The sequence below is a fragment of the Methylobacterium sp. BI1 genome (genome assembly GCF_056680125.1).
On sequence record NZ_CM155267.1, the window covers coordinates 3560637 to 3575311 of the forward strand.

9 protein-coding genes are annotated in these 14675 nt (G+C 65.9%); all 9 read right to left on the reverse strand.

Annotated features, from left to right (window positions below):
* Positions 1-10: 10 nt before the first annotated feature.
* Positions 11-481: a 30S ribosomal protein S7 gene (gene rpsG, locus AC1MGR_RS16835; RefSeq protein WP_056183508.1), complete on the reverse strand. Its 471-nt coding sequence runs from the start codon at positions 479-481 to the stop codon at positions 11-13.
* Between the two features lie 105 nt (positions 482-586).
* On the reverse strand, positions 587-958 hold the full coding sequence (rpsL, locus tag AC1MGR_RS16840) for a 30S ribosomal protein S12 (protein WP_018044234.1): 372 nt from the start codon (positions 956-958) through the stop codon (positions 587-589).
* A 449-nt stretch (positions 959-1407) separates the two neighbouring features.
* Positions 1408-5616, reverse strand: a complete 4209-nt coding sequence (gene rpoC / locus AC1MGR_RS16845) for a DNA-directed RNA polymerase subunit beta' (protein ID WP_108037332.1) — start codon at positions 5614-5616, stop codon at positions 1408-1410.
* Between the two features lie 172 nt (positions 5617-5788).
* On the reverse strand, positions 5789-9913 hold the full coding sequence (rpoB, locus tag AC1MGR_RS16850) for a DNA-directed RNA polymerase subunit beta (RefSeq protein ID WP_480232311.1): 4125 nt from the start codon (positions 9911-9913) through the stop codon (positions 5789-5791).
* A 249-nt stretch (positions 9914-10162) separates the two neighbouring features.
* A complete protein-coding gene (gene rplL, locus AC1MGR_RS16855; RefSeq protein WP_055954704.1) occupies positions 10163-10543 on the reverse strand; it encodes a 50S ribosomal protein L7/L12 in 381 nt (126 codons plus the stop codon).
* Positions 10544-10600: 57 nt separating this feature from the next.
* Positions 10601-11131 carry a 50S ribosomal protein L10 gene (gene rplJ / locus AC1MGR_RS16860; RefSeq protein WP_480232312.1) on the reverse strand — a complete coding sequence of 177 codons (531 nt, stop codon included), beginning with the start codon at positions 11129-11131 and terminating at the stop codon, positions 10601-10603.
* A 566-nt stretch (positions 11132-11697) separates the two neighbouring features.
* Positions 11698-13323, reverse strand: a complete 1626-nt coding sequence (locus tag AC1MGR_RS16865) for a B12-binding domain-containing radical SAM protein (protein WP_480232313.1) — start codon at positions 13321-13323, stop codon at positions 11698-11700.
* A 192-nt stretch (positions 13324-13515) separates the two neighbouring features.
* On the reverse strand, positions 13516-13785 hold the full coding sequence (locus AC1MGR_RS16870) for a hypothetical protein (protein WP_480232314.1): 270 nt from the start codon (positions 13783-13785) through the stop codon (positions 13516-13518).
* Positions 13786-13972: 187 nt separating this feature from the next.
* Positions 13973-14671 carry a 50S ribosomal protein L1 gene (gene rplA / locus AC1MGR_RS16875; protein ID WP_108037338.1) on the reverse strand — a complete coding sequence of 233 codons (699 nt, stop codon included), beginning with the start codon at positions 14669-14671 and terminating at the stop codon, positions 13973-13975.
* Positions 14672-14675 lie beyond the last annotated feature (4 nt).

The following is a 14675-nucleotide window of genomic DNA, read 5'->3' on the forward strand; positions in this document are numbered from 1 at the left end:
CCGGGTCCGCTTACCAGCGGTAGTGCGAGAAGGCGCGGTTGGCTTCCGCCATCCGGTGCGTGTCTTCACGCTTCTTGACGGCGTTGCCGCGGTTGTTCGCGGCGTCGAGCAGCTCGGCGGAGAGACGCTCGACCATGGTGCGGTCGTTGCGGCCGCGGGCGGCCTGGATCAGCCAACGGATGGCGAGAGCCTGACGACGCTCGGTGCGCACCTCGACGGGGACCTGGTAGGTCGCGCCGCCGACGCGGCGGGAGCGGACTTCGATTGCCGGGGCGACGTTGTCGAGGGCGGCGCGGAAGACCTCGATCGGGTTGGCGCGGGCGCGGTTCTCGACGATGTCGAAGGCACCGTAGACGATGCGCTCAGCGGTCGACTTCTTTCCCTCGTACATGATCGAATTCATGAACTTGGTCAGCACGATGTCCCCGTACTTCGGGTCCGGGATGATCTCACGCTTCTCGGCAGAATGGCGGCGGGACATCGCTCGCTCCGTCTTGAATTTGGTCTTCTTGAAACCACCCTGCGCAGGCCGCCTTGAGCCTCAGAGAGGCCGGCGACATCCTTACAGGGTGCGCGAATATTGCTCTTACTTCGGACGCTTGGCGCCGTACTTGGAACGGCGCTGCTTGCGACCCTTGACGCCCTGCGTATCGAGCACGCCGCGCAGGATGTGGTATCGCACGCCCGGAAGGTCCTTCACGCGGCCGCCGCGGATCATCACCACGGAGTGCTCCTGAAGGTTGTGACCCTCGCCCGGGATGTATCCGATGACCTCGAAGCCGTTGGTCAAACGAACCTTGGCGACCTTACGGAGCGCCGAGTTCGGCTTCTTCGGGGTCGTCGTGTAGACGCGGGTGCAGACGCCACGCTTCTGCGGGCAAGCGTCGAGCGCCGGCACCTTGTTGCGGCTCTTCTGCGCCTTGCGCGGCTGAGCGATCAGCTGGTTGATCGTCGGCATGCCAATCCTCTCGAAACGCGTCACCTGCGTCGGTGACCGTCGAAATCCAAATCTCGTTCTGGCCGGCCCCGGCATCGCACATGCGTGTGCGACGAAACGCAAAACCGCGCCCCAGGCTGATGTCAGCCTTTGGCGCGCCGTTGCAAGCAGAGGATCACCTGCATGGGAGCAAGCGATCGTGCCGGGCTGACACGTGTTCGTCTGTTGAAGTCGGATGCGTTTAGGAAGCCTGGATCGAGGCTCTGGGCCTCATGATCGATTGCTGCCTACGGCCAGCCGTTCAATGAGGGCCTGATAGAGGCGGATTCGCCCGGCGTCAACCCATTCCGTTACAAGTTCATGAAGTTGCGGGGTTCGGGGGTCTGGGGAATTCAGGTCGGAGTCCGCACGAAAAAGGGGGCCGCCCGGTGGGCAGCCCCCTTTGTTCCGACCGTTCGGTGTCGTTCGGCTTATTCCGCGGCGGGCGGCAGCTCGGAGAGGGGCTGGGCGCCGCTTTCCGCAGCCTTCTGCTGCAGGATGAGGTTGTCGCGACGGCGCGCCACGGCGCGGATCTCGGCAGCCATGGAGCCCGTACCGGCCGGGATGAGAGACCCGACGATGACGTTCTCCTTGAGACCCTCGAGGTAGTCGATCTTGCCGTTGACGGCCGCCTCGGTGAGCACCCGGGTCGTCTCCTGGAACGAGGCCGCCGAGATGAACGACTTCGTCTGCAGGCTCGCCTTGGTGATGCCGAGCAAGACCGGCACGCCGACGACCGGCTTCTTGCCCTCGGCAAGCAGCTTCTCGTTGACCTCCGCCAGCTCCGTCCGGTCGATCTGGTCGCCGGTCAGGATGTCGGAGTCACCGCCGTCGGTGATCTCGACCTTCTGCAGCATCTGCCGGACGATGACCTCGATGTGCTTGTCGTTGATCGACACGCCCTGCAGTCGGTAGACCTCCTGGATCTCGTTGACGAGGTAGGCCGCGAGCTCCTCCACGCCCTTGATCGCCAGGATGTCATGCGGTGCCGGGTTGCCGTCGACGATGTAGTCGCCGAGCTCGACCACGTCCCCGTCCTGGAGGTGAATGTGCTTGCCCTTCGGGATCAGGTACTCGACCGCCTCGGACCCATCATGCGGCGTCAGCGTCAAGCGACGCTTGTTCTTGTAGTCGCGCCCGAACTGAATCGTGCCCGACTTCTCCGCGATGATGGCCGCATCCTTCGGACGACGAGCCTCGAACAGCTCCGCCACCCGCGGAAGACCGCCGGTGATGTCGCGGGTCTTGGCCGAGTCCGCGGAGACGCGGGCGAGGATGTCGCCGGCCTTCACCTTCGCACCCGGATCGTAGCCGATGATGGCGTCGACGGGCAGGAAGTAGCGGGCGTCCGAACCGCGCGGCAGCTTCATCGGCTTGCCGTCGGCATCGAGCACCAGCATCGCCGGCTTGAGGTCGGCGGTGCGGGCGGTCCCACGCCAGTCGATGACGACGCGCTTGGCGATGCCGGTCGACTCGTCGGTGGTCTCGGTGATCGACTGGCCGTCGATGAGGTCCTCGTAGGCCACCACGCCGTCCGTCTCGGTGATGATCGGACGGGTGTAGGGGTCCCACTCGGCGATGCGCTGGCCACGCTTGACGGTGTCGCCCTCGTCCACGCGCAGCTTCGCGCCGTATTGCAGGCGGTGGTTCGCGCGCTCGGTACCGTCGGCCCCGACGATGACAATCGAGACGTTGCGGCCGGTGGCGATGAGATCACCATCCGAGTTCCGCGCCAGGGCGCGGTTGCGGATCTTGATCGTGCCTTCGAAGCTCGACTCGATGAAGGACGAGTCGGAGATCTGGGCGGCGCCGCCGATGTGGAAGGTGCGCATGGTGAGCTGGGTGCCCGGCTCGCCGATCGACTGTGCCGCGATGACGCCGACGGCCTCGCCCATGTTCACGGGCGTGCCGCGGGCGAGGTCGCGCCCGTAGCAGGTGGCGCAGACGCCGCTCTTGGTGGCGCAGACGAGCACCGAGCGGATCTTGACCTCCTGGATGCCGGCGGCCTGGATGGCCGGCAGGTGCTTCTCCTCGATGGTTTCGTTGGTCTTGACGATCACCGTCCCGTCGAGGGCCACGAGATCCTCGGCGGTGGCGCGGCCGAGGATGCGGATGGCGAGCGGAGCGACCACCTGGCCCGCATCCACGATCGCGCGCATGCGGATGCCGTTGGTGGTGCCGCAATCGACCTCGCGGATGACGGCGTCCTGCGCCACGTCAACGAGACGACGGGTCAGGTAACCCGAGTTCGCGGTCTTCAATGCCGTGTCCGCGAGGCCCTTGCGGGCGCCGTGGGTGGAGTTGAAGTACTCGAGCACGTCGAGGCCTTCCTTGAAGTTCGAGATGATCGGCGTCTCGATGATCTCACCCGAGGGCTTGCTCATCAGGCCGCGCATGGCGGCGAGCTGGCGCATCTGCTCACGGGAGCCGCGGGCGCCGGAATTCGCCATCATGTAGACCGAGTTGACCTGCTTGTCGGTCCCGTTCTCGTCCTTCTGGACCGCGGAGATCGCGGCCATCATCTCGTCCGCGAGACGGGCCGAGCACTTGCCCCAGGCATCGACGACCTTGTTGTACTTCTCACCCTGGGTGATCAGGCCGTCATTGAACTGCTGCTCGAACTCCTTGACCAGGTCGCGGGTCGATCCAACGATCGACCACTTGTTCGCCGGCACCACCATGTCGTCCTTGCCGAACGAGATGCCGGCCTTGAACGCGTGGTTGAAGCCGAGCGCCATGATGCGATCACAGAAGATCACCGACTCCTTCTGACCGCAGTGGCGGTAGACGGTGTCAATCATCGCTGAGATCTCCTTCTTTGTCATTAGCTTGTTGACGACGTCGAAGGGCACCTTGGCGTGCTGCGGCAGGGCCGTGGACAGGATCACCCGGCCCGGCGTGGTGTCGTAGGTCTTCGTCAGCGGCTCACCATCGGGGCCGATGCCGTTCCAGCGCCAGCGGATCTTCGAGTGCAGCTTGACGGTCTTGGCCGCAAGGGCGTGCTCGAGCTCGCCGATGTTGCCGAAGACGCCCTGCATCGGGTTCTGCTTGTTGGTCGGGTCGAAGGCACCGATCGCCCCCTCGGCCACGATCGACAGGTAGTAGAGGCCGAGCACGATGTCCTGCGACGGCACGATGATCGGGTGACCGTTCGCCGGGTGCAGGATGTTGTTGGTCGACATCATCAGGACGCGCGCTTCCAGCTGAGCCTCGAGGCTCAGGGGGACGTGCACGGCCATCTGGTCGCCGTCGAAATCCGCGTTGAAGGCGGTGCAGACCAGCGGGTGCAGCTGGATCGCCTTGCCCTCGATCAGCTTGGGCTCGAAAGCCTGGATGCCGAGGCGGTGCAGGGTCGGTGCGCGGTTCAGCATCACCGGGTGCTCGCGGATCACCTCATCGAGGATATCCCAGACCTCCGGCTTCTCCTTTTCCACGAGCTTCTTCGCCTGCTTCACCGTGGCGGAGAAGCCCTTGGCGTCGAGGCGCGCGTAGATGAACGGCTTGAACAGTTCCAGCGCCATCTTCTTGGGCAGGCCGCACTGGTGCAGCTTCAACTCCGGACCGACGACGATGACCGAGCGGCCGGAATAGTCGACGCGCTTGCCGAGCAGGTTCTGGCGGAAGCGGCCCTGCTTGCCCTTCAGCATGTCGGCGAGCGACTTCAACGGACGCTTGTTCGCGCCGGTGATGACGCGGCCGCGGCGGCCGTTGTCGAACAGCGCGTCCACCGCCTCCTGAAGCATGCGCTTCTCGTTGCGGATGATGATGTCCGGCGCGCGCAGCTCGATCAGCCGCTTGAGGCGGTTGTTGCGGTTGATGACGCGGCGGTAGAGGTCGTTGAGATCGGACGTGGCGAAGCGGCCGCCGTCCAGGGGGACGAGCGGGCGCAGGTCCGGCGGGATCACCGGCACCACGGTGAGGATCATCCACTCGGGCTTGTTGCCCGACATCTGGAAGGCCTCGATGATCTTCAGGCGCTTGAGGAGCTTCTTGGGCTTCAGCTCGGAGGTGGTGGTGGCGATTTCCTCGCGCAGGGCATCCGCGATGCCGTCGAGGTCGAGCTCCTGCAGGATCCGGCGGATGGCCTCGGCGCCGATCATGGCGGTGAAGCTGTCCTCGCCGTACTCCTCCTGGGCGCGCAGGTACTCCTCCTCCGACAGGAGCTGACGCTCCTTGAGGGGGGTGAGGCCCGGCTCGATGACGCAGTAGGACTCGAAGTAGAGGATTCGCTCGAGGTCCTTGAGGGCCATGTCGAGCAGCAGGCCGATGCGCGAGGGCAGCGACTTCAGGAACCAGATGTGGGCGACGGGCGCGGCGAGCTCGATATGGCCCATGCGGTCGCGCCGGACGCGCGCGAGGGTGACCTCGACGCCGCACTTCTCGCAGATGACGCCCTTGTACTTCATGCGCTTGTACTTGCCGCACAAGCACTCGTAGTCCTTGATCGGTCCGAAGATCCGCGCGCAGAACAGTCCGTCACGCTCGGGCTTGAACGTGCGATAGTTGATCGTCTCGGGCTTCTTGATCTCGCCGAAAGACCACGAGAGGATCTTCTCCGGCGACGAGATCGAGATCTTGATCTGGTCGAAGCTCTGGGGCTGAGCCTGCTGGTTGAAAAGATTCATGACCTCTTGGTTCATGATCTACTCCTGCTGACGAGGCGCACCCTCCGCCGAGGGGCTGACCGCGTGCTGAAAACGGATGCGGCGCGACGACCGGCCGGATCGTCGCTGACCGTAGAACGGGAGGCCCTGCCCCTCCCCGCTCGGACCGCGCCGGGGTCGAACCCGGCGCGGGAGCGTGATGCGGTGGTTATTCGGCCGCCTCTGCGGGCGGCTCGATCTGGTCGTTGGCGAGCTTCTTCGAGGAGGTGAGCTCCACGTTGAGGCCCAGCGAGCGCATCTCCTTGACGAGCACGTTGAACGACTCGGGGATGCCAGCCTCGAAGGTGTCGTCGCCGCGCACGATGGCCTCGTAGACCTTGGTCCGGCCGGCGACGTCGTCCGACTTGACCGTGAGCATCTCCTGCAGCGTGTACGCGGCGCCGTAGGCCTCCAGCGCCCAGACCTCCATCTCGCCGAAGCGCTGACCGCCGAACTGCGCCTTTCCGCCCAGCGGCTGCTGGGTGACCAGGGAGTACGGGCCGATCGACCGGGCGTGGATCTTGTCGTCCACCAGGTGGTGCAGCTTCAGCATGTAGATGTAGCCCATCGTGACCTTGCGGTCGAAGGGCTCGCCGGAGCGGCCGTCATAGAGGGTCGACTGGGCCGACCGGTCGAGGCCGGCCATCTCCAGCATCTGCTCGATGTCGGCTTCCTTGGCGCCGTTGAACACCGGCGTCGCCATCGGCACGCCGCGGCGCACGTTGTTGGCGGCCTCGGCAAGCTCCTCGTCGGACAGGCCTTCGAGCTCGGACGGCGAGTAGATCGCTTTCATCTCGTCGCGGAGCGGCTCGATGTCCTGGCTGCGCAGGTAGGCATCCACCGCCTGGCTGACCTTGCGGCCGAGCCCGGCCGCAGCCCAACCCAGGTGGGTCTCGAGGATCTGACCGACGTTCATGCGCGAAGGCACGCCGAGCGGGTTCAGCACGATGTCGGCATGCGTCCCGTCTTCCAGGAACGGCATGTCCTCGATCGGCACGATCCGCGAGACGACGCCCTTGTTGCCGTGGCGGCCGGCCATCTTGTCGCCGGGCTGGATCTTGCGCTTCACCGCCACGAAGACCTTGACCATCTTCATGACGCCGGGCGGAAGCTCGTCGCCGCGCTGCAGCTTCTCGACCTTGTCGAGGAAGCGCTGCTCGAGGCGCTTCTTCGACTCGTCGTACTGCTTCTGCATCGCTTCCATCTCGGTCATGAGACGGTCGTCGATGACGGCGAACTGCCACCACTGCGAACGCGGATACTCGCTGAGGAGCTCACGGCTGAGCGTGGTCTCTTTCTTGAAGCCCTTCGGACCGGCGATGGGCGCCTGACCGATGAGCACCGTGGCGAGACGCGCATAGGTGTTGCGATCGAGGATCGCCTGCTCGTCGTCGCGGTCCTTTGCGAGGCGCTCGATCTCCTCGCGCTCGATCGCCTGGGCGCGCTCGTCCTTGTCGACGCCGTGGCGGTTGAACACCCGGACCTCGACGATCGTGCCGGTCACGCCCGGGGGGACCCGGAGCGAGGTGTCGCGCACGTCGGACGCCTTCTCGCCGAAGATGGCGCGGAGGAGCTTCTCCTCCGGCGTCATCGGGCTTTCGCCCTTCGGCGTGATCTTGCCGCACAGGATGTCGCCGGCGTGCACCTCGGCGCCGATATAGACGATGCCCGCTTCGTCGAGGTTCTTCAGCGCCTCTTCCGAGACGTTCGGGATGTCGCGGGTGATTTCTTCCGGACCGAGCTTGGTGTCTCGGGCCATTACCTCGAACTCCTCGATGTGAATCGAGGTGAACACGTCATCCTTCACGATCCGCTCGGACAGCAGGATCGAGTCCTCGAAGTTGTAGCCGTTCCACGGCATGAACGCGACGAGCACGTTCCGGCCGAGCGCCAGCTCGCCGAACTCCGTCGAGGGACCGTCGGCGATGATCTCGCCCTTCTTCACGGCCTCGCCGACGCGGACCAGCGGCTTCTGCGTGATGCAGGTCGACTGGTTGGAGCGCTGGAACTTCTGCAGGCGATAGATGTCGACGCCGGGCTTGTTGGCGTCGGCCTCCTCGGTGGCCCGGATGACGATACGGGTGGCGTCCACCTGATCGACGATGCCGGTGCGCCGCGCCGCGATGGCGGCGCCGGAGTCGCGGGCGACCACGGCCTCCATGCCGGTGCCGACGAAGGGCGCATCGGCGCGGACCAGCGGCACCGCCTGGCGCTGCATGTTCGAGCCCATCAGCGCGCGGTTCGCGTCATCATTCTCGAGGAACGGGATGAGCGCGGCCGCGACCGAGACGAGCTGCTTCGGCGACACGTCCATCAGGTCGACGCGATCCGGCGGCACGACGATGACGTCGCCGGCCCGACGACAGACCACGAGATCCTCCGTCAGCTTGAAGTTCTCGTCCATCTGCGCGTTGGCCTGGGCGACGTAGTACTTCGCCTCTTCCATGGCCGACAGGTAGGCGACGTCGGTGGTGACGACGCCGTCCTTCACCCGCCGGAACGGGGTCTCGATAAAGCCGTACTTGTTCACCCGCGCGAAGGTGGCGAGGGAGTTGATCAGGCCGATGTTCGGGCCTTCCGGCGTCTCGATCGGGCAGATGCGGCCGTAATGGGTCGGGTGCACGTCGCGCACCTCGAAGCCGGCGCGCTCACGGGTCAGACCGCCCGGGCCGAGCGCCGAGAGGCGACGCTTGTGCGTCACTTCCGAGAGCGGGTTGGTCTGGTCCATGAACTGCGAGAGCTGCGACGAGCCGAAGAACTCGCGCACCGCGGCCGCAGCGGGCTTCGCGTTGATGAGGTCCTGCGGCATCACCGTGTCGATGTCGACGGAGGACATCCGCTCCTTGATGGCGCGCTCCATGCGGAGCAGGCCGAGGCGGTACTGGTTCTCCATCAGCTCGCCGACCGAGCGCACCCGGCGGTTGCCGAGGTGATCGATGTCGTCGATCTCGCCCTTGCCGTCGCGCAGGTCCACCAGCGCCTTTACGACCGCGAGCATGTCCTCGCGGCGCAGCGTCCGCACGGTGTCCTCGGCGTCGAGGTCAAGGCGCATGTTCATCTTCACGCGGCCGACGGCCGAGAGGTCGTAGCGCTCGGGATCGAAGAACAGCGAGTGGAACATCGCCTCGGCGGTGTCGAGGGTCGGCGGCTCACCCGGACGCATGACCCGGTAGATGTCGAACAGCGCGCCTTCGCGGCCCGAGTTCTTGTCCACCGCGAGGGTGTTGCGGATGTAGGGACCGACGTTGATGTGATCGATGTCGAGCACCGGCAGCTCGGAGACGCCGACCTCTTCCAGGCTCTTGAGGAGCTTGTCGGAGATCTCGTCGCCGGCCTCGGCCCAGATCTCGCCGGTCTTGGCGTTGACGAGGTCCTCGGCGATGTACTGGCCGATCAGGTCCTCGTCGGTGGCCTTGAGGAACTGCACGCCGCGCTCGGCGATCTGCCGGGCGTTGCGGGCATTCAGCTTCTTGCCGGCCTCGAGCACGACCTCGCCGGACTCGGCGTCGATCAGGTCGACGGAGGCCTTGAAGCCCTTCAGGCGCTCGGCGTCGTAGGGCACGCGCCAGTCGGCGCCGTCACGGTCGTAGACCACGCGGTTGTAGAAGGTCGACAGGATCTCCTCGCCGTCGAGGCCGAGGGCGAACAGCAGCGACGTCACCGGCAGTTTGCGCTTCCGGTCGATGCGGACATGCACGATGTCCTTGGCATCGAACTCGACGTCGAGCCAGGAGCCGCGATACGGGATGATGCGGGCGGCGAACAGGAGCTTGCCCGACGAGTGGGTCTTGCCCTTGTCGTGGTCGAAGAACACGCCCGGGGAGCGGTGCATCTGCGAGACGATGACGCGCTCGGTGCCGTTGACGATGAAGGTGCCGTTCTCCGTCATCAGGGGCATGTCGCCCATGTAGACGTCCTGCTCCTTGATGTCCTTGACCGACTTCGCGCCGGTATCCGGGTCCACATCGAACACGATGAGGCGCAGCGTGACCTTGAGCGGGGCCGCGAAGGTAATACCGCGCTGACGGCACTCGTCGACGTCGTATTTCGGCTGCTCGAACGTGTACTTCACGAACTCGAGGAGAGCCGTCGAGGAGAAGTCCGAAATTGGGAAGACCGATTTGAACACGGTCTGCAGGCCTTCGTCGCCCCGTCCGCCTTCCGGCTCATCCATGATCAGGAACTGGTCGTAGGACGCCTTTTGAACCTCGATGAGGTTCGGCATCTCGGCGACTTCCTTGATCTTGCCGAAGAATTTGCGAATCCGCTTGCGACCGACCAGCGTGTTGGCCATGGGTGACCTCGCTCCTACGTCCCGCGTACCGGGTGCCCGGGGAAGGCGTCTGCCTCCCGCAACCAGGCTTCGGGCCCGCCCCGCCGGACGACGCCCTCCCGAACTGAAAATCCCGTGGCCCTCGCGTGGACCGGTCGGGCCGCCTGAAGCGACCATGGCCCACGGGCGTGAACCCGCGGGCCGTTGGTGCCGTCAGGCCCGGAGGGACCTGACGGAAGGTGATGGGCCGGATCGGCCCATCGAAGCGTCTTACTTGAGCTCGATCTTGGCGCCAGCCTTCTCGAGCTGAGCCTTGAGCTTCTCGGCCTCTTCCTTGTTGACGGACTCCTTGACGGCCTTCGGAGCGCCCTCGACGAGGTCCTTGGCTTCCTTCAGGCCGAGGCCGGTGATCGCGCGGACCTCCTTGATGACCTCGATCTTCTTGTCGCCAGCGGCGGTCAGCATGACCGTGAACTCGGTCTGCTCCTCGGCGGCGGCGGCAGCGCCACCACCGGCGGCCGGGCCGGCGGCCACGGCGACGGCAGCAGCGGCGGAGACGCCCCACTTCTCTTCGAGCATCTTGGCGAGGTCGGCAGCCTCGAGAACGGTCAGCGAGGACAGGTCGTCGACGAGCTTGGCAAGATCAGCCATGTTGGTATTCCCTTGGATATCGGTTTGAACGGATGGGTTGAGAAGGGCGATGCGGCCTCAGGCCGCTTCGCTCTGAGCCTCGTCCTTGTTGGCATAGGCCCCGAACACGCGGGCGAGCTTGGCCGCCGGTGCGTTGACGACCTGGGCGATCTTGGTCGCGGGAGCCTGGATGAGGCCCACGATCTTGCCGCGCAGTTCGTCGAGGGACGGCAGCGAGGCGAGCGCCTTCACACCGTCCGGGTTCAGGGCAGTCGTGCCCATGGCGCCGCCGAGGATCACGAGCTTGTCGTTGACCTTGGCGAAGTCCACCGCAACCTTGGCGGCCGCGACCGGGTCGCTCGAATAGGCGAGCAGGGTCGGGCCCTTCAGGAGGGGCTTGATGGAGGCGACGTCCGTGCCATCGAGAGCGATGTTGGCGAGGCGGTTCTTGGTGACCTTCACGGTGGCACCGGCCTGCTTCATCTGCGAGCGCAGCTTCTGCATGTCGGCGACCGTGAGGCCCTTGTAGTGGGCCACGACGACGACGGCGGTGTTCGCGAACACGCCGTTGAGCGTCGAGACGAGATCAGCTTTGGCTGTCCTGTCCACTGGGGCTCTCTCCGGTTGGCGGAACCCGAGAACGGGTCCGCCGGTTGCACATGCCGCCCGGGACGGAACTCGGCTTAACAAGAAGCCGGAACGTCCTTGGCGACGCTTCACGGCCCTGTCCCCTACCGCCCCCCGGAACGGGTGGACGACATGGGTGAGATGGTTCAAACCGATGCCTCACCCTGTCCGCGCGCTGCGGACCCGGCGAGGGCAGTAGAATTTCGGTCTTCCCAGTCTGTGCAGGCTCGTGGATTAAGCCGGTGACCCGGCGCCTGCAGTCTCGGACAGGACATGGCCGGACAAAGCTCAGAAGGGGTTTTATGCCCCTCGAAGCCTTCCGGCCAACACCACCCGGTTGCCCGGGCGATCTCTCAATCGGAATGCGACCGATCGGCCGATTCCTTTCTCATGTATGAAAACGTTGAGCGGGGTCTATAGAGCCTTGCAAGCAGCCTGCCAAGGGCTTCGGGACGATTATTCCGTCGCAGGCGCTGCTTTTCCCTTGACGCCGCCAACCGCCTCGGACCGGGATCCGAAGCGGCCGGTTCAGGAGTGGTAAGAGCCTGTCAGGTCGGCAGGAATTTGCGCGCCGCCCGCCACCAGGGCTCGCGGGCGTTCAGCTTCTGCTCCGCCTTGGCGGCGTAGAACGAGGCGTTGTGTTCGCCGCGAAGGGCCTCTCGGGTGAACCGGATGAGGTGGTGCGCGACGAAGCCCATGTTGAACACGGCCTCGATCTGTCCGCGCTTCAGGGCGTGGCCGGCGGCCCGCCAGAACACCCGTCGGTAGTCGGACAGCAGGCCGACGCGCACCGCGATGTTGAAGCCGAGCACGAGGCCGCGACGCAGGTTGGTACGGGTAAGCTTGCCCTTCACCGGCGTCTTGATCCGGTTCGGGTAGGTCACTTCAACCTGGTGCCGGAAGCGCTCGAAGATCTGCGCCGGCTCGTAGGCATGGGCGATGGCCCGGCGCCAGGAGGCCACGACGTCGTCGTGCGGGCGCTTGAACAGCACGTTCGATTCGAGGGCCGCATCGTGGACGAGGCGGTTCTCGCGGGTCAGGCGGTCCCAGAGCGGCGTCTTCGGCAGCGCTTGGAGGAGGTTCATCGTCAGGACCGGCACGGCCGACTTGTCGATGAAGTCGATCAGCTTCTGCTCCGACTGGTCGGTATCCGTGTCGAGGCCCAGGATGATGCCCGAGGTCACTTCGAGGCCGTAGCGGTTGAGGGTCTCGATCGCCTCGTACATCGGCACGGCGGCGTTGTGCTTCTTGTCGATGCCCGCAAGGGCGTCCTCTTCCGGCGTCTCGATGCCGACGAAAACCGTCATGAAGTTGGCCTGCCGCATCAGCTCGAGGATGTCGGGCTGCTTGGCCATGTTCAGGGTCGCCTCGCAGGCGAACTGCAGCGGATAGGCGTTCTTCTTCTGCCACGCCACCAAGTGGGGCAGCATGTCCTTCGTGGCCTTGCGGTTGCCGATGAAGTTGTCGTCGACGAAGTAGACCACCGCCGGATGACCGGGCTGGGCGATGATGGCGTCGAGCTCGCCGAGCATCTGCTCGGGGCTCTTCAGGCGCGGCTGCCGGCCGTAGAGCTGCGGGATGTCGCAGAACTCGCAGCGATAGGGACAGCCCGACGAGAATTGCAGCGACCCGATGAGGTAGCGCTTGAGCGGCGCCGCCTCGTAGGCCGGGGCCGGGAAGTCGGAGAGCGGCAGGCGCTCCTTGGTCTCCAGGCGGACCTGCGCCGCCGGGATCGAGACGTCCCGGTCGAGGATCGTTACGAGTTCGTCGGTGGCGTCACCGATCTCGCCGAGATGCAGGTAGTCGAATTCGGGATACTGCTCGGGGGAGCCGGAGACCGAGGGGCCGCCGAGCACCGTCACCTTCCCGGCCGCGTGGGCGCGGGCATAGATGTCCCGGATCTGCGGGGCCTGGATGTGCATGCCGGACACGAACACGGCATCGGCCCAGCCGAAGTCCGCCGCGCCGGCCCGGGCGATGTTCTCGTCGATGAACCGGTACTCCCACGACTCGGGCATGTAGGCCGCGATCAGCAGGAGCCCCTGCGGGGGCATGAAGGCCTTCACGCCGCCCATCAGGGGGTAGGCGTGAGAGAAGGTCCCGAAGGACGGCGTATAGGCGGGAAAGACGCATAGGATGCGTCGCTTCGAGGTCACGGAGAGGGAGCATCGCATGAATGCATACCTAGCACAGGCCTACGCGAAGGCGTCACCCTCCCGTGTGGTTTTCTTGCGGGCTCCGGCCCGCGTCCGCTCCTGCGATGGAGCCGGGTGGGCATCCCTCACGGCTCTTTGATCGTGCCCGCGGTCAAGCTGCCGCTCCGTCGGTGACCCGAGCGCGCAGTCACCCCCTGCTCGGACCCGTCGCTACTCGACCGGACTGTCATCCCCGTCGCGGACGAGGCGTCCCAGCGTCTGCAGCGCGACGGTCAGCCGTCCCATGGAGGGTGACCCGAGGGCGAGCCGAACCCCGTTCGGCGCCGGGTCCGGACCGACCGCGAAGGCGCTGGCCGGGGAGACGGCGACGCCGTTGCGCGCTGCCGCCATGGCGAAGCGCTCCGGTGTCCAAGGGTCGGGAAGTCCGAGCCAGAAGTGATAGGCCCGTGGATCGCCCTGGAGATCCAGGCCGTCGAGCATCTCCCTGGCCAGGCTGTGCCGGGTTGCGGCATCGATGCGCTTGGCCGCCCCGAGGCGCGGAGCAATTACGCGATCTCGATCTCGATGTCCCTGCGCTGCGCCGAGAAGCCGTTCTGGCGAGCTTGAGCACGAACGAAAACGCCCGGCCGCGAGGCCGGGCGCTTCAACGCTGTCGAAGCCTGACGGATCAGGCGGTGATGACGCTCGCGGGCTCGACCTTCACGCCTGGACCCATCGAGGAGGTCACGGCGACGCGCTGGACGTACTGGCCCTTGGCACCGGCGGGCTTCGCCTTGGAAACCGCGTCGGCGAACGCCTTGATGTTCTCGACGAGCTTGTCGGCGTCGAACGAGACCTTGCCGATGCCGGCGTGGACGATGCCGGCCTTCTCGACGCGGAACTCGACCGAGCCGCCCTTGGCGCCGGCGACGGCACCCTTCACGTCCATGGTCACGGTCCCGACCTTCGGGTTCGGCATCAGGCCGCGCGGGCCGAGCACCTTGCCGAGACGGCCGACGAGCGGCATCAGGTCAGGGGTCGCGATGCAGCGATCGAACTCGATCTTGCCGCTCTGGACGATCTCGAGGAGGTCCTCGGCGCCCACGATGTCGGCGCCGGCGGCCTTGGCCTCGTCGGCCTTGGCGCCGCGGGCGAACACCGCCACCCGCACCGTGCGGCCGGAGCCGTTGGGCAGGTTGCAGACGCCGCGGACCATCTGGTCGGCGTGGCGCGGGTCGACGCCGAGGTTCATCGAGATCTCGACGGTCTCGTCGAACTTGGCGCTGGCCTTCTCCTTCACGAGCTTGATCGCCTCGTCGATGGGATAGAGCTTGAGCGCGTCGATGCCCTCGCGGGCGGCGCGGATGCGCTTGCCTTCGTGTGCCATTGTG